The 15,478-nt window shown below is 38.5% G+C and carries 16 protein-coding genes, 5 pseudogenes and 1 other annotated feature; of the genes and pseudogenes, 15 read left to right on the top strand and 6 right to left on the bottom strand.

The window, feature by feature from the left end:
* Window positions 1-854: pseudogene (locus tag WA249_RS18475) on the bottom strand (IS3 family transposase); the annotation flags it as partial.
* Window positions 463-579: a sequence feature (AL1L pseudoknot), on the bottom strand. (Overlaps the previous pseudogene by 117 nt.)
* A 75-nt stretch (window positions 855-929) precedes the next feature.
* Between WA249_RS18475 and WA249_RS18470 the strand changes: the two are divergent.
* From WA249_RS18470 to WA249_RS18450, 6 genes and pseudogenes are all read left to right on the top strand, one after another.
* Window positions 930-1,154 (top strand): annotated as a pseudogene (locus WA249_RS18470) (IS1 family transposase); the annotation flags it as partial.
* Window positions 1,155-1,168: 14 nt separating this feature from the next.
* Window positions 1,169-1,319: pseudogene (locus WA249_RS18995) on the top strand (RNA-guided endonuclease InsQ/TnpB family protein); the annotation flags it as partial.
* Window positions 1,320-1,587: 268 nt separating this feature from the next.
* Entirely contained in the window at window positions 1,588-1,863 is a 276-nt protein-coding gene (locus WA249_RS18465) for a metal/formaldehyde-sensitive transcriptional repressor (RefSeq protein ID WP_001133624.1), read from the top strand.
* Between the two features lie 21 nt (window positions 1,864-1,884).
* Entirely contained in the window at window positions 1,885-2,997 is a 1,113-nt protein-coding gene (locus tag WA249_RS18460) for an S-(hydroxymethyl)glutathione dehydrogenase/class III alcohol dehydrogenase (RefSeq protein WP_000842147.1), read from the top strand.
* Window positions 2,998-3,225: 228 nt separating this feature from the next.
* Window positions 3,226-4,065, top strand: coding sequence for an S-formylglutathione hydrolase (gene fghA, locus WA249_RS18455; RefSeq protein ID WP_006582027.1), 840 nt, complete (start codon window positions 3,226-3,228; stop codon window positions 4,063-4,065).
* A gap of 323 nt (window positions 4,066-4,388) precedes the next feature.
* Window positions 4,389-4,691, top strand: coding sequence for a putative quinol monooxygenase (locus WA249_RS18450; protein WP_000920559.1), 303 nt, complete (start codon window positions 4,389-4,391; stop codon window positions 4,689-4,691).
* Between the two features lie 85 nt (window positions 4,692-4,776).
* Here the strand turns inward: WA249_RS18450 and WA249_RS18445 are convergent.
* Window positions 4,777-5,102 (bottom strand): annotated as a pseudogene (locus tag WA249_RS18445) (IS3 family transposase); the annotation flags it as partial.
* Between the two features lie 183 nt (window positions 5,103-5,285).
* Between WA249_RS18445 and WA249_RS18440 the strand changes: the two are divergent.
* The 3 genes from WA249_RS18440 to WA249_RS18430 all read left to right on the top strand — a co-directional run bounded on the left by WA249_RS18440 (window position 5,286) and on the right by WA249_RS18430 (window position 8,533).
* On the top strand, window positions 5,286-6,443 hold the full coding sequence (locus WA249_RS18440; RefSeq protein ID WP_006582026.1) for an iron-containing alcohol dehydrogenase: 1,158 nt from the start codon (window positions 5,286-5,288) through the stop codon (window positions 6,441-6,443).
* An 84-nt stretch (window positions 6,444-6,527) separates the two neighbouring features.
* A complete protein-coding gene (locus WA249_RS18435; RefSeq protein WP_000699624.1) occupies window positions 6,528-7,205 on the top strand; it encodes a type 1 glutamine amidotransferase domain-containing protein in 678 nt (225 codons plus the stop codon).
* Between the two features lie 200 nt (window positions 7,206-7,405).
* Complete coding sequence (locus tag WA249_RS18430; protein ID WP_000655271.1) at window positions 7,406-8,533, top strand: alkene reductase; 1,128 nt, start codon at window positions 7,406-7,408, stop codon at window positions 8,531-8,533.
* A gap of 83 nt (window positions 8,534-8,616) precedes the next feature.
* Here WA249_RS18430 and WA249_RS18425 read toward each other — a convergent pair whose 3' ends face one another.
* Window positions 8,617-8,847: a hypothetical protein gene (locus WA249_RS18425; protein ID WP_001087973.1), complete on the bottom strand. Its 231-nt coding sequence runs from the start codon at window positions 8,845-8,847 to the stop codon at window positions 8,617-8,619.
* 107 nt (window positions 8,848-8,954) lie between these two features.
* The gene (locus WA249_RS18420) at window positions 8,955-9,563 is read right to left on the bottom strand and encodes a TetR/AcrR family transcriptional regulator (protein WP_006581596.1); all 609 of its coding nucleotides are present in this window, start codon (window positions 9,561-9,563) and stop codon (window positions 8,955-8,957) included.
* A 145-nt stretch (window positions 9,564-9,708) separates the two neighbouring features.
* Between WA249_RS18420 and WA249_RS18415 the strand changes: the two genes are divergently transcribed.
* Both WA249_RS18415 and WA249_RS18410 read left to right on the top strand, forming a co-directional pair.
* A complete protein-coding gene (locus WA249_RS18415; protein WP_000859510.1) occupies window positions 9,709-10,728 on the top strand; it encodes an NADP-dependent oxidoreductase in 1,020 nt (339 codons plus the stop codon).
* 15 nt (window positions 10,729-10,743) lie between these two features.
* Window positions 10,744-11,382, top strand: coding sequence for a glutathione S-transferase family protein (locus tag WA249_RS18410; protein ID WP_000631290.1), 639 nt, complete (start codon window positions 10,744-10,746; stop codon window positions 11,380-11,382).
* A gap of 414 nt (window positions 11,383-11,796) precedes the next feature.
* Here the strand turns inward: WA249_RS18410 and WA249_RS18405 are convergent, their stop codons facing one another.
* Window positions 11,797-12,228 (bottom strand): PPC domain-containing protein, encoded by a 432-nt coding sequence (locus tag WA249_RS18405; RefSeq protein WP_000684953.1) that lies wholly within the window; start codon window positions 12,226-12,228, stop codon window positions 11,797-11,799.
* 299 nt (window positions 12,229-12,527) lie between these two features.
* On the opposite strand from WA249_RS18405, the gene WA249_RS18400 reads away from it, so the two are divergent.
* Both WA249_RS18400 and WA249_RS18395 read left to right on the top strand, forming a co-directional pair.
* A complete protein-coding gene (locus WA249_RS18400; protein WP_000059658.1) occupies window positions 12,528-13,727 on the top strand; it encodes a tyrosine-type recombinase/integrase in 1,200 nt (399 codons plus the stop codon).
* 33 nt (window positions 13,728-13,760) lie between these two features.
* A complete protein-coding gene (locus tag WA249_RS18395; RefSeq protein WP_001986288.1) occupies window positions 13,761-13,982 on the top strand; it encodes a hypothetical protein in 222 nt (73 codons plus the stop codon).
* Window positions 13,983-14,234: 252 nt separating this feature from the next.
* Here the strand turns inward: WA249_RS18395 and WA249_RS18390 are convergent, their stop codons facing one another.
* Complete coding sequence (locus WA249_RS18390) at window positions 14,235-14,486, bottom strand: hypothetical protein (protein ID WP_004658363.1); 252 nt, start codon at window positions 14,484-14,486, stop codon at window positions 14,235-14,237.
* A 194-nt stretch (window positions 14,487-14,680) separates the two neighbouring features.
* Between WA249_RS18390 and WA249_RS18385 the strand changes: the two genes are divergently transcribed.
* Together WA249_RS18385 and WA249_RS18380 are read left to right on the top strand one after the other, a co-directional pair.
* Complete coding sequence (locus tag WA249_RS18385) at window positions 14,681-14,902, top strand: helix-turn-helix domain-containing protein (protein WP_004658364.1); 222 nt, start codon at window positions 14,681-14,683, stop codon at window positions 14,900-14,902.
* Window positions 14,903-15,153: 251 nt separating this feature from the next.
* A pseudogene (locus WA249_RS18380) lies at window positions 15,154-15,478 on the top strand (transposase); the annotation flags it as partial.

Here is a 15,478-nt window from a genome sequence, read left to right as displayed (position 1 = left end):
CAATGCATCGAGCACCATATCTGTATTCATCCGTGTAGATACTTTCCATCCAACAATTGCTCGTGAAAACACATCAATAATAAAGGCGGTATAGACCCAGCCTGAATGAGTTTGAATATACGTAAAGTCACCGACCCATAGTTGGTTTGGATGATCAGCACTAAAATTACGTTTCACTAAATCATCTGCCCGTTTTTGGTCATCTCGGCTACGGGTAGTTTGTTTATTCTTACCACGCCAAACACCTTGTATACCTAGCTTCTGCATCAATCGAGCAACTGTACAACGTGCAATCACATAGCCTTCACGTTTCAGTTGTTGCCAGACCTTACGCACACCGTATCGACCTGAACTTTCTTTCCAAATTCGCTTGATCTCCTCAGCATGATGCAAGTCATGTAAATCTCGTTTCGCTCGATGTTCTGGATTTACTGTGAGATCTAAAGTCCGGTAATAGGTTGAAGGTGCGATCGGTAAAATTCTACAAATCGCCTCGACTCCGTACAGCTGTTTATTATTATGGATAAAATCCACCATTATTTGTGTGGGCGGTCGAGCTCCGCCTGGGCGAAAAAAGCGGCTGCTTTACGTAGAATCTCATTGGCGCGTTGCAGTTCTTTATTTTCGCGTTCGAGTTGTTTGATACGTTCTTGGTCTGAAAGCTGCTGTACTTTAACTGGATTTTGTTTATCTAAATATTTTTGATACCAAACACGTAGTGTTTCAGGACTACAACCTATCTTGGGAGCAATAGCGGTGATCGCAGCCCAATTCGATGGATAATCTTTTTCAGATTCAATCAATAATTGAACCGCTCTTTCTCTGATTTCAGGGGTATATTTTAATTTTGTCATCGGGATAGTCTCTCAGAATATTGACTCTCCGACAAACCCGGTACGGTTCACTACTTTGAAAAGTGATATGTGCTGAAAAAAACAGGAGAAATTGTTACTTATGTTTGGGGTAAAAGAGATATAGCTATAGTCCAACGACTAAAGGAAAAGTTGAAACAGTTAAGTATTCACTATACCCGAATTTCAAGTAATCAATGGGATAGTTTTATCACTGCATTTAAAGACTGTCAGCAAAGTATTGGTAAGTTTTTCACTATAGGTATTGAGGGAAATAATTGCAAAATAAGGTATCGGATTAGATGTGTTAGTTCAGTATTGAGTGTGGCTTTAGCAAGAATACGGATATTAATGCTTCTCGCAATATTCTAGCGGTAGGACATACCACTTTGTCTGTGGAGGAAAGATGCGGTAAAGGTCGCTTTGTGAAGCAGAAAGCATGCCTAAATCCGTGAGGAAGTCGCCTAAGAGCTTTTGCTTTTAAAATCCCTGAGAAACATGTTTCGTAAAGAGTTAGTTGAAAGTGGGGGGAGTATGTTAGAAGTTTAATTTTATAAGCTATTGTAAAGATTCGGAAAGTTAATTATAGCATCCAATTGCAGAGCCAATAGTGACTTCATTTAATCTCAGCATACTTTTTGAAACACTACCTAAATTTTTAAGGTTTATAAAAAATATTGTTCTTTTTTATACTATGGGGTACTATAGTATCAATGCTAGCAAATAAGGAGGTCTGATGCCTAATCAGGTCGAAGACAAAAAAAAGATTCTTCTACGCGTCAGAAAGATCAAAGGTCAGACACAAGCGATTGAAAAAGCGCTAGAAGACAATGTGGAATGTGGTGCGATTCTGCAACAAATATGCTCTGTGCGTGGTGCTATTAATGGTCTAATGAATGAGATGTTAGAGGTTCATTTAAAGGACACTTTAGTATCAGGTGAAACCACAGAACAACAACGAAAAGAAGAATTGGCTGAAATCGCCAAGATTCTAAAATCATATTTAAAATAGATCTGTATAAGGAATTATTCCATGAAGTCACGTGCTGCCGTTGCGTTTGGTCCTGGTCAACCTCTTCAAATTGTTGAAGTTGATGTTGCACCACCGAAGAAAGGTGAAGTATTAATCAAGATTTCCCATACCGGTGTGTGTCATACAGACGCATTTACTTTATCTGGCGATGATCCTGAAGGCGTTTTTCCGGCTATTCTCGGGCATGAAGGTGCTGGTGTCGTAGTTGAGGTTGGTGAAGGCGTGACTAGCGTCAAACCAGGTGATCATGTAATTCCACTTTACACCGCTGAATGTGGCGAGTGCCTATTCTGTAAATCTGGAAAATCGAACTTGTGTATTTCCGTTCGAGAAACTCAAGGTAGAGGCGTAATGCCAGATGGCACCACTCGTTTTTCCTACAATGGTCAACCGATTTACCACTATATGGGCTGCTCAACGTTCAGTGAATACACGGTAGTGGCAGAAGTATCATTGGCTAAAATCAATCCTGAAGCCAATCACGAACATGTCTGCTTACTAGGTTGTGGTGTAACAACGGGTATCGGTGCAGTACACAACACGGCTAAAGTACAAGAAGGTGATAGTGTTGCGGTCTTTGGTTTAGGTGGTATTGGTCTAGCAGTCGTACAAGCCGCACGTCAAGCTAAAGCAGGACGTATTATTGTGGTTGACATGAATCCAGATAAATTTGTGCTGGCAAAAGAGTTTGGCGCAACGGACTTCTTGAACCCTAAAGACTACGATAAACCAATCCAGCAAGTCATTGTCGAAATGACTGGTTGGGGTGTAGATCATTCATTTGAATGTATTGGCAACGTGAATGTAATGCGTGCAGCCCTTGAAAGTGCACACCGTGGCTGGGGACAATCTGTAATTATTGGTGTAGCTGGCGCAGGTCAAGAAATCTCTACCCGTCCATTCCAACTGGTTACTGGTCGTAAATGGCTAGGTTCTGCGTTTGGTGGCGTAAAAGGTCGTACGCAACTTCCAGGAATGGTTGAAGATGCCATGAAAGGTAAAATTCAATTAGAACCATTTGTGACACATACGATGGGCTTGGATCAGATCAATGAAGCCTTTGATCTAATGCATGAAGGTAAGTCAATTCGTACTGTAATTCATTACGAATAATTCCGTCAGACCTTATAGTTTTCCATGCATGTGCATCATGAATGACATGCATGGAATCCTCTAAAACGGCACATTATCTGTAAAACCCATCTATCTGTGTAGGCATCGTGTATAGGTTCAACAAACCTGCCTACATTTTAAATCTTAATCACTATTCTCTGTGGAGAATGACAGACTCTTTGTTTACTCGATTTCTCATGAAGTCTTGCTCAACATAGGTAATTGATTATGGAAATAATTGAGAAACATGCTTCTTTTGGTGGATCGCAAGAAGTGTATTGCCATCAGTCAACAGCATTAAACTGTTCAATGAAATTCTCAATATATCTGCCACCTCATGACAAAGATGAGCAGTTGCCAGTTTTATATTGGTTATCAGGGCTGACTTGCAACGAACAGAACTTTATTACTAAAGCCGGAGCACAAAAGTATGCGGCTGAACATAAAGTCATTATTGTTGCACCAGATACCAGCCCACGTGGAGAAGATGTACCAGATCATGCAGATTATGATTTAGGCCAAGGTGCAGGATTCTATGTGAATGCAACACAAGCACCCTGGTCACAGCATTTCAAAATGTATGATTATATTGTGGAAGAGCTCAGAAATCTGATTGACCTGAATTTTCCGACCAACCAAGTCCAAAGCATTATGGGGCATAGCATGGGTGGTCATGGTGCATTAGTCATTGGGTTAAAAAACCCTGAGCTGTATAAAAGTATTTCTGCTTTTGCACCAATTGTTGCACCTAGCCAAGTACCTTGGGGGAAAAAGGCTTTCACACACTACCTAGGTGAAAACGAAACTTTATGGAAAAGCTATGATGCGATTGAATTAATCAAAAACGCGGAAGTTCATTTACCTATTTTAGTCGATCAGGGAACAGCTGATGATTTTCTTGAAGAACAGTTAAGACCTAAGCTGCTTAGTGATATTTGTTTGGAACAAGAATATCCTCTTACACTTAACCTAAGAGAAGGGTATGACCATAGCTATTACTTCATTGCGAGCTTTATAGAGAAACATATAGAGTTTCACAGCAAATTCCTAGCAAAAAAACTTTCATAGATATGAGGATATACATGTTGTTCTTGAATGCTTCTTGAGCAATATAATCTCCAGATGAAGAGGTCAGCTTATAAAGCTAAGGTAGAGTCAATTGATCCTTATATAACTAAGATTGAATTTAATCATCTCATATCTTGATTTTTGATTCAAATGTTAATGATATTAACTTGAATAAATTCATAGCATTATGTCGAAATAAAAACCTAAATTTTGGCTCAGCTATGGGAAATTTTTTTAACTTTTATACAACAAAACTTTCTGACATGCATACATTAGCAATGTCAGAATCAGTTTGAATTCTAATCAATTGTGGAGTTTTAGTCATGCTTAAAACAGCTTTATATGTGCGTCTTGAAGCTAAACCGGGTAAAGAAGAAGAAGTGGAAGCTTTCCTTAAAGCCGGTTTACCTATTGTAATGGAAGAACCTGCGACCGTTGCGTGGTTTGGCCTACGTCTTGGACCTACAACATTTGGTATTTTTGATGCATTTCCTGATGAGGCGGGTCGCCAAGCGCATTTATCTGGCAAGGTTGCAGCTGCTTTGATGGCTCAGGCCGAAGAGCTATTTTCAGAGCCACCGTCTATTGAAAAAGTAGATGTTTTGGCGAGTAAACTACCAGCTTAAACCGACGCTTAAATGTATGAGTGTGCTGCCTGAAATTTTGAATGAAAGGCAGCACTTCAACCCTGTGAGGTTTGTCAGAGGCTTTTTATTCAAGTTGGGCTACTTTATTTATTGGCTTAATCTCATCGTTTACATGGGTCAATATCCAAAACAGGGTAAATAAACGAATGAATCCACATGCCTTATATTGAACCAATCTATCTAATTTAGCGCTGCATTTGTACATCTGCTAAACCTTGCCAATCTGCTTTTAAAATATTTAATCATTGCTATTTTCTATGAGCCATTCACTGTTTCAGCCAATGCGTTCACGACCATGTCAATAGTCATACGTGTTGATATCTTCCATCCAACAATCGCTCGTGAAAATACATCAATAATAAAAGTGGTATAGAACAAGCCTGAATTTGTTTAAGCATCACTCAAGTTGGCAAGCTGAAATAATTTTTTAAAAAATAGACGACTGGTCTATTTTTATGTATAGTTAGCACATGGTGTAGGCAAAAGCCGCAGTATTGTCCAATTTTTTAAAGTTTATTTGATGAATAACGGTGGCTTTTCAAATCAATTAGCTGATCATCCTAGGATAAAAATATGCTGAATTTTAACTTTTATAATCCGACCCGCATTATTTTTGGTGGCGATACAATAGCTGAAATCAATGACTATGTGCCTACAGAAGCAAAAGTGTTAATGTTATTTGGTGGTGAAAGTGCACGTAAGAATGGTACTTTAGCTGAAGTGCGTGAAGCATTAGGTGCAAGAGAAATTCATGAATTTGGCGGAATTGAGCCGAATCCGAGTTATGAAACCCTCATGAAAGCTGTAGAGCTGATTCGAGAACAAAAGATTGATTTCTTGATGGCTGTCGGTGGTGGATCGGTAATTGATGGTACTAAATTTATTGCAGCAGCAGTCAATTATACAGGGGATACATGGGAGATTTTAGAAACCCATGGTACTAAAATTACTCAAGCTTTGCCTTTTGCGAGTGTACTCACCCTTCCGGCAACTGGTTCAGAAATGAATAGCGGTGGTGTAGTAACTAGAAAATCGACCCAAGCCAAATTGTCATTTAGCAGTCCCTATGTTTTTCCGCAATTTTCCGTACTAGATCCGAATAAAACCTTTAGCTTGCCGACGCGCCAGTTGGCTAATGGTGTGGTGGATGCATTTGTTCATGTCATTGAACAGTACTTAACTTACCCTGTGAATGTACAAGTACAAGATCGTTTTGCCGAAGGTCTATTGCAAACTCTGATTGAGATTGGACCGAAAATCTTGGAAGATTCAGCAGATTATGACACGCGTGCGAATTTGATGTGGTCTGCTAGCATGGCACTGAATGGGCTGATTGGAGCTGGTGTACCACAAGATTGGTCAACCCATTTGATTGGACATGAGCTCACGGCTTTACATGGTATTGATCATGCTCGTACCTTGGCCATTGTGTTGCCGGCCAATCTACAAGTGCGTCGTCAAGAGAAGCGAGAAAAATTACTACAGTATGCAGCTCGTGTCTGGCAGATTGTCGAAGGTGATGAAGAACAACGTATTGATACGGCTATTGCTCGTACTCGAGCCTTCTTTGAGCAACTTGGATTGCCGACTCGTCTTAGCGATTATGGACTGGGGGAGACAGATATTGAGATCATCATTACGCAACTTAAATCACACAATCTGACACAGCTAGGCGAACACAAAAATGTTTCATTAGAGATCAGTCGCCAAATTCTTGCGACGAGCATCTAAATAAGCTATCTGGCATGCTCACGCCACACAGCAAGTGATCATGCAACAATGCTCCTCAATCATGAAAATTATCGGAGAAATAACATGAAAATTTTAGTCGTTTTAACCTCACATGATCAACTTGGCAATACTGGTAAGAAAACAGGTTTCTGGCTAGAAGAACTTGCTGCACCGTATTACACCTTTATTGACTCTGGTGCTGAAGTTACGCTGGCGTCGCCTCAAGGTGGGCAGCCACCACTAGATCCTAAAAGTAATTTAGCCGATGCGCAAACTGAAGCCACTCATCGTTTTGAAGCTGATCCAACTGCAATGCAAGCATTGGCACAGACGCATAAACTTAGCGAAATTTCTGTAGCTGATTATGATGCAGTGTTTTATCCAGGCGGGCATGGTCCATTGTGGGATTTAGCAGAAGATCCGATTTCAATTTCTCTGATTGAACAGGCGATTCAGTCTGGCAAACCTGTTGCAGCAGTGTGTCATGCCCCAGGTGTTCTTCGTCATGTGAAAGCGAGTAATGGAGCGCCTTTAGTCAGCGGTAAATTAGTCACTGGTTTTAGCAATACTGAGGAGGCTGCTGTAGGCTTGACTGAAATTGTACCATTTTTAGTCGAAGACATGCTTAAAGAAAATGGTGGTCATTATTCTAAAGTAGATGATTGGCAAGTACATGTTCAAGTAGATGGCTTGCTGGTTACTGGACAAAATCCAGCCTCTTCTGCTGCAACTGCTACAGCATTACTTCAATTGTTGAAATAAAGAGTAGCTAGCGTCTGTTGTGGTGCTTAGCAGTGAATAACTTCTGACTCTGAGCAACGGGCGCAATAAGCAAAATAACCCTCACTTAATGGTGGAGGGTCTGAGTTAATAGCTTTCTTTCCTTTATTTTTCTATATACAGGAAGGAAGGGTATTTTTTAATTTAGATCAATTAAGTCATGATTACTTGGATACAATGAAGTGAAAGACAGCATACTTTTTCAAAACTTAAGCTTAGGCCCTTATGTTTTGCGAAACCGTATTGTATTGCCACCATTAACGCGGTCGCGCAGTACTCAGCCAGGGAATATTCCAAATGAACTGATGGCAACCTATTATCAACAGCGTGCCGGGGCAGGATTTATGGTCACCGAAGGTACGCAAATCGAGCCACGTGGTCAAGGCTATGCTTGGACTCCCGGTATTTACAGCCCTGAACAGATTGCTGGATGGCGTAAAGTGACTGAAGCAGTGCATGCTAAAGGAGGCATTATTTTTGCACAACTTTGGCATGTTGGGCGTGTTTCACATACATCTTTGCAACCTAATCATGCATCACCGGTCGCACCCTCGGCTATTAGGGCTGATAGTAATGTTAAAGTGTTTATTGAGACCGGGCCTAATGCTGGGACCTTGGCTGATCCTTCAATGCCACGTGCTTTAAGCAATGCAGAAGTTAAAGAATTAGTGCAACTCTATGCTCAAGCAGCACGCAATGCCTTGGCTGCTGGTTTTGATGGAGTTGAAATTCATTGTGCAAATGGTTATTTGGTGAATCAATTTATCTCTGCACATAGTAACCACCGTGAAGATGAATATGGTGGATCACTAAACAATCGTTTGCGTTTTTTACGTGAAGTAGTAGAGGCAGTTGCTGAGGTGGTTGGTGCAGATCGTTTAGGAGTGCGTTTTGCCCCGCTATTTGAAAGTACAGAGGAAGATCGTGTTTACATAGGGTTGGTTGAAGATGATCCACATGTGACTTATATTGAAGCCATAAAAATACTTGAAGAAGTTGGGATTGCCTATTTATCGATTGCAGAAGCTGATTGGGATAATGCACCAGAACTTCCTCATGATTTTCGTAGAGATGTCAGAGACACTTTCAGTGGTCGGATTATTTATGCAGGTCGATATACGGCAGAAAGAGGGACTCGAATTTTAGAGGCAGGACTGGCCGATTTAATTGCATTTGGACGCCCATTTATTGCGAATCCAGATTTACCCGATCGCATCGCCAATGGCTGGCCATTGAATCCAGTAGATGCAAGCACTATGTATGGTGGGACAGAAAAAGGCTATATTGATTATCCAGCTTACGCAGATTAGTATTGACTAAGTGAGTTATTTTGCCAACCTTTGTGGTTGGCAAAATAAGGACTTAGGATTGCTGTTGCCAGCATAAATTCTTCTTAAAACAAATTCTTAAAATTTTTTAGCTGTGTAATGAGCCAACCTGCCAGTGGGAAAGAAATCAGTTGCGTTACTGGCACTAATACTATGACTTCAATCAACACCATCATCGGGAAACTTTGATGCTGAGTAATTGGCTTTAATAAAGTGAGTACCAGTAATAGTGTGGGATATAAGCCTAAATATCCAACTAAAATACGAGTCATGAGGGCTTTAGAAGGAGAATTCATTGTGCGCTATACTCATTCATGGATTGTAAATTGATCTAATAGCAATACAATAATATGTAATCATTGGACTGCTATTATGAATTATGTGGTTGATATTTAATTAATTTTTATGAATCTTTACTTTTTAATAGAAATTTAGTTGCTCTCAGCGCTTGATGTAATGGTGTTTTATCTTTTTGCAACTTACTCAGTAATGCTGCACCTAACCACATTTGGTAAAGTACTTGTGCCAACGTCGAGGCCTCGGTATCTGCTTGGATAGACTGATCCTGTTTTCCCAAATCAATTAAACCAGCAATCCGTTGGATTACATCATCGACGCCAGCGGACATAATGGAGCGCATATCTTCAGATAGATCGGCAACTTCTGCGGCAAGTTTCACAATTAAACAGCTATCCGCCCAACCACACTGTGTTTCAGGATCTTCTATCCATAAATTAAAATACTCAATCAGCTTTTGATAAGGGGATTTATCACTACGCCATACATCATTTAAACGGACTTGGTAATTATCTACATAATGCTGTACCAATTCACATCCGAAAGCTTCCTTGGATTGGAAATAATGATAAAACGAGCCTTTAGGGATTTCACAGCTCTGTAAAATTTCCTGTAATCCTACGCCAGTAAAACCTTTATGCAAAATCAGGTCTGAACTGGTGTTAAGAATGTGTAAGCGCTTCGCTTCAGACTTTTTAATAGGAGTAGGCTTCATATTAATTATTTACTCTATTGTAAAAAAAATAGACCAGTCGTATTGTTTTTTATTATAACTCATCTACAATGGATGTAAAGAAATTTTAATCATAATTTTTGATTATGAAGAGAAATACTTTTAAATAAAACATGGAGTTATATGTGTGAAAACAGTTATTAATCAACGCATCGTTTTAGCTAAACGGCCAGTGGGTGAGCCAAAACACAGCGATTTTCGTATTGAGCAAGTTGAGCTCAATGAACTTAAACAAGGCGAGATATTGTTAAAAACCATTTACTTGTCACTCGATCCTTATATGCGTGGTCGCATGAGTGATGCTCCCTCATATGCAGCACCGGTTGAAATTGGCGAAGTGATGGTCGGTGGAACAGTCAGTCAAGTGATGGCCTCTAAAAACCCAAAATTCAAAGAAGGCGAGTGGGTTCTTTCTGGAAATGGTTGGCAGGGCTACGCAATTTCTGATGGGACTGCATGTCAAAGCTTAGGTATGCAACCCGAACATCCATCTTGGGCATTGGGTATTTTGGGGATGCCTGGCTTTACTGCTTATATGGGGTTGTTGGACATTGGTCAGCCTAAAGCCGGTGAAACTTTAGTCGTTGCAGCTGCAACGGGACCTGTTGGTGCTACAGTTGGACAAATTGGCAAACTTAAAGGTTGTCGCGTGGTTGGCGTCGCAGGTGGGGCTGAAAAATGCCATTATGCAGTACAAGAACTCGGTTTCGATGCTTGTATCAATTATCATGATGAAAATTTTGCAGAACAATTACAACAAGCAGTTCCCAACGGTATTGATATTTATTATGAGAATGTAGGGGGTAAAGTGTTTGATGCGGTATGGCCATTGCTTAACTCTGCGGCACGTGTACCGGTGTGTGGTGTGGTTTCGCAGTATAACGCTACCGAGCAAGCACAAGGGCCAGACCGTTTACCTGGCTTTATTTCCACTCTTTTAAGAAAGCGTATTCGCATGCAAGGCTTTATTATTTTTGATGATTATGGCAATCAGTATCCGGAATTCAATCAGCAAATGTCTGAATGGTTGAAAGACAGAAAAATCAAATATAAAGAGCATATGGTGCAAGGTTTAGATAACACGATCAATGCTTTCAATGGTATGTTAAAAGGCAAAAACTTTGGCAAAGTGGTTGTAAAAATTTAAAAAAATAGGAATATTATGATTACACTACATCATTTAGATCAATCACGTTCTTTTCGCATTTTGTGGTTACTTGAAGAAATCAAGCAGCCCTATGAGCTGAAAAGCTATTATCGTGACTCAAGCACGCATTTGGCCCCTGAATCTTTAAAAAACATCCATCCTTTAGGGAAATCTCCAGTATTGGAATGGGATGGCAAAGTTATTGCAGAGTCAGGCGCAATCGTTGAGTTATTAATTCAGAAACTTGCGCCGCATTTAGCACCAGATATGGATGAACCTACCTATGTCGATTATCTACAGTGGATTCATTTCTCAGAAAGCTCTGCCATGCTGCCATTTTTATTAAAAACGTTTAATGCGATTGAAACCAAGCAGGGTACGAAGTTGGTATTTCTAGAAAATTATACTCAAGTTGAGTTCGATAAAGTATTCGGCCATTTAAATGAATATTTAAAAGATAAAGAATTTCTAGTGGCAGACCGTTTAACCGGTGCTGACTTTATGATGGGCTTTGGACTACATGCTTTAGTTTATCATATGGGACAAGGTGAAAATTATCCCCATATCCAACGTTATGTAGCAGGTTTAAGCCAACTACCTAGCTGGCAAGCCGCAGTACAAATTGAACAAAATGGTGTGAAAAGTCAAAAATAGCAAGATTGATTTTTTAAAGGCAATTTAGAAAAAGAATCGTGATTGTCAAGTACATCTAGTTATAAAATAAGCTGACACTTATTTAAATTAAACGCCTAATGAATTTCATCGGGCGTTCTCTATTTTAAAGATAAGGAATTACCATTATTTAAGACAAGTTTCGCCTATTCTTCCCATCAAATTCCTATCAAAAGAGTTTGAATATCACGACGGTTACGTTGAAAGATATAATCAACTTCTGAAAGAAAGAAACGTGACTAACGCACAGCAAGATTAAATTATTCCTCGGGGTATTAAACAAGTAAACTACATCATTTTACTAACATAAACGCATATACGTAAAAATCACGCCCCGTTTAACTGGCAATAGTTTTTGAACCCTTGTATAAAAGTTTAAACGAATCTAGCAAGTCTTTATTTAATGTTAATACTCATCCAGTATTGAGGTTTTTTATCTTTTCTTGCCTGTGATCTAGGTTGTAATACTCTAATTTCATACTCACCTGAAGCAGGTAAAATATAAATACCATTATCATCAAGCTTTGGAGAATATTCTCCAAGATTGATGGAGTCTTTTAATTGATTACCCCATAAGTAAGTTTCAACATTTCCTCCAGTCAACCTCACTTTTAACTTTTGCCCTTTTTTAGCATAAAATTTGTAGGAATCATACTTGTATCCATCTATCCTTCCGTAATAATTTGCAGAGTAAGCTTTTTTAGCAAACTTAACTACAACAGTCTTTCGTATATCATTGTTATCATTTGCAAGTGCGGCAGGGCTAAGCATAGTTAAAGTTAGGGTCATAAAAGCACCAGCTAGTAATTTCGTATTCGCTATTTTCATAAGGTTACCTTAATTCTTGTATCGCCCCTGACATAGTAACATAAGTAATAAGTAACCATGAATCATGGAACAGAACTGTGAATAGTCATAACATAGAGTTGCACTTCAAATGTTAATTTAAGACTTGCGAAATCAATGGTTAATTAATTGGTCACTAAGGAATAGCCAATCTATATATAAACTTTATTTAACAAATACTTATAAAAATATATGATGCGTATCATACGCATCATATATATTTTCTTCTATTTTGATATAATGGATCTCGTCAATCCGCTGATAGGTTTCATTTAAATTTCATGAGTCTTACTGAAATTAAAGTTCGCCAAGCTCATTGCAAGGAAAAAACTTGTTTTTTATCCGATGAAGATGGACTTAGCCTGAAGATTGAGCCGACTGGAAGAAAATCTTGGTGCTATCGCTATACAGATCCACAAACAAAAAAACGTCGCCGCATTCAGTTGGGGCTTTATCCTGATTTATCGCTGAAAAAGGCACGACAAGTCAAAGATGACTTTAAAGACAATAATTATTGTTTTGAGCATGATACTGTCTCTAATGTCATCACCTTTCGTAAGGTAGGGGAGGAGTGGCTGCAGTTCAAACTGAAAAATGCATTTAATGATTCACCCCGCTGCGGTGTACTACAGTTAGCAGAAAGATGTTTACAGCAAGATATTTATCCAGACCTTCAGGATTTACCTTTTCAAAACATCAAGCGTTATGACCTGGTTTCAGTAATCAAAAAAATAGAGGGACGCCAAGTAAAAGAACCTGTCAAGAAAGCTTGTAGTTATTTGAACCAAATTTATGACTACGCTGTAGCGATGGGTTATTGTGAATTCAACATCGCGCATGGTTTAAATAAAATCGCCATTAACAGTAAAATCAAGAAGAATTATCCGTATTTGAAAGCGGAGGATATATCAGATTTTAAGAAAAATTTATTAAAATTGGATGCCCATCCGATTATTAAAAAAGCACTGCTGTTCAAATTACATACTGGCGTGCGAGGGGCTGAATTGTTATTGGCTGAGCCTCATCATTTTGATTTAAATGAAAAAATCTGGAAAATACCTGCCTTGCATATTAAACAGTTTCGACGAAAAGTCATATTAGGCCATGAGATTCCCGACTTCTTAGTTCCACTTTCAGATCAGGCTTTAGATATTTTAAAAGACGTCATGCAATGGTCATACGGTGAAAAGTACATTTTTGCTAGCCCACGGAAACATAATCAACCGATTCATTTTAATACATTAAATATGGCTATACGTAAGATGGGCTATGGAAAACATCAATTATCCTCTCATGGACTACGTTCCACTTTTAGTACCATTTTGAATGACTCAGGTTTGTTCCAGGATAACTGGATTGAGGCACAACTTTCACATATTGATAAGAACCGTACCCGTGCCAGCTATAATCACGCTGACTATTTAGCCCAGCGGACTGAAATGATGCAGTGGTGGGGTGATTATTTAAGTACTGCTAAGTGAAAATCGTACTTTTATACATAGACTTAAAACATTATGGGGTTTCAAATGGATAGTAAACAATATACTTGCCGTGTTACATGGTCAGCAGAATATAATGAGTATGTTGGGTTGTGTGCTGAGTTTCCATCATTGTCTTGGCTTGATGCGGATCAGTCTAAAGCATTCTCAGGAATAGAGGAGCTCGTTGCTGATGTTGTCGCTGATATGATTAGCAATAATGAAAAAGTTCCTACACCACTCTCCGGGAAAATATAGTAGGCAGTTTGTTGTCCTTGTTCTCAGTGGTTCAACAAAAACTAGCCCTCGAAGCCGCAGAACGTGGCGTGGACATAAATTGTTTAGTATCAGTAAAAAGAGCGATGTAATTTTAGTACGAGTGAGTGATAGAGCAGGAACCTATGCTTCATATATTCAGTAAATGGTATGTTTTTGAATTAATAGGCATTTTTAAATAAAGCTTTCTTTGATTTAGTGCTTTTTATTTAATAAATTAATTTTAAAAACAACTTAGGCTAATTGATAAACACTATCTGGAAAGATTAAAAGAAAATATTTTTTAATTTCTGCTAATTCATTTAAGGCAGGTTCCCTTTCAAGCAGTTGAAATGTCCAAATAAGTACAGCCTGATGATTATCATAGCAAGTATTTACTCCAAGAAAATTAGCCATTCCATAACTTCTATTGATGTTCATTTCTTTAATTAATTGATTTCCTAAGTCACGAGCTTGCTGGCTGATCAATAACTCATTTGGTAACACGGCGGTCATCTCCACAAAATAATCTAATGCAGGTTCAATCCTTATATTTAAAAAGTTATAATTTAGTTGAAATGGATAAAATATACTTTCTATAAGTTGTAATAACCTGCTGTAGGTTAATTTTAGCAAAGTATTACTCAGTCAACAACTTCAAATAACCCACAGCAAGTTATTTTTTGTAAATTAATTTAAATATGATTACTTGTAAGTTATCTAGCCTCATGGGCGATAGAAAAATTTTAAAATTAAGTGAAGTGGTGCATGCAACAGGTATCAATCGCAACACGCTCACAAGTATGTATTATGACCGTGCTGTACGTATTGAATTACCAGTCGCCGATAAGTTGTGTAAGTACTTTAACTGTACGATGAATGATTTGTTTGAGTTTAAGGAAGAAGTTGAAGAAAAAGATTAACTTAATACTTCGTTTGATAAGTTTTTCGAAGAAAAAGACTAGCCAATACTTAGTTTGATAAGTTTTTCTCTGCAGATCTAATATTGAATTTTATAAAATATCATTACAAACAGATACTAATTTCATTACTTCTAAAATGAAATCAATCGAATGGTAGAGTTTTTTTGCTATTTGCATTTTAAGGTGGGATTTTGAGGCCTTGTTGCGCAAACCTACCGATAAGGTCTTATACAGCAATAGCCTACACCTAAATTTATCGTACACCGAATTGGTCATCCTACAATCATGCTTTGATCAATCATGGTAATTTTACAATTTGGTTTGATACTAAGATTCAATGATATTCGCAGTCACAAGGAAAACATGGTCGAAATCAAACTTATTCTGACATAGCCATTCAGTGCTATCTCATGATTAAATCCTTATTTCGTCTTTCTGTATGCATGGTGACTGGCTTTGTCCAAAGCTTGATTAAACTTTGCGGATTAGATTGGACAGCTCTGGATTATTCAACCATTCGCAGAAGACAAAAGCATATTGATATTCAAATTAGCTATGAAAAGAGTTGCAATGGAC

It is taken from the genome of Acinetobacter sp. 161(2023) (assembly GCF_037027805.1).
Lineage (GTDB): Bacteria > Pseudomonadota > Gammaproteobacteria > Pseudomonadales > Moraxellaceae > Acinetobacter.
Note: the sequence above shows the minus strand (reverse complement) of the source record. Positions and strands in the feature narration are given on the sequence as shown.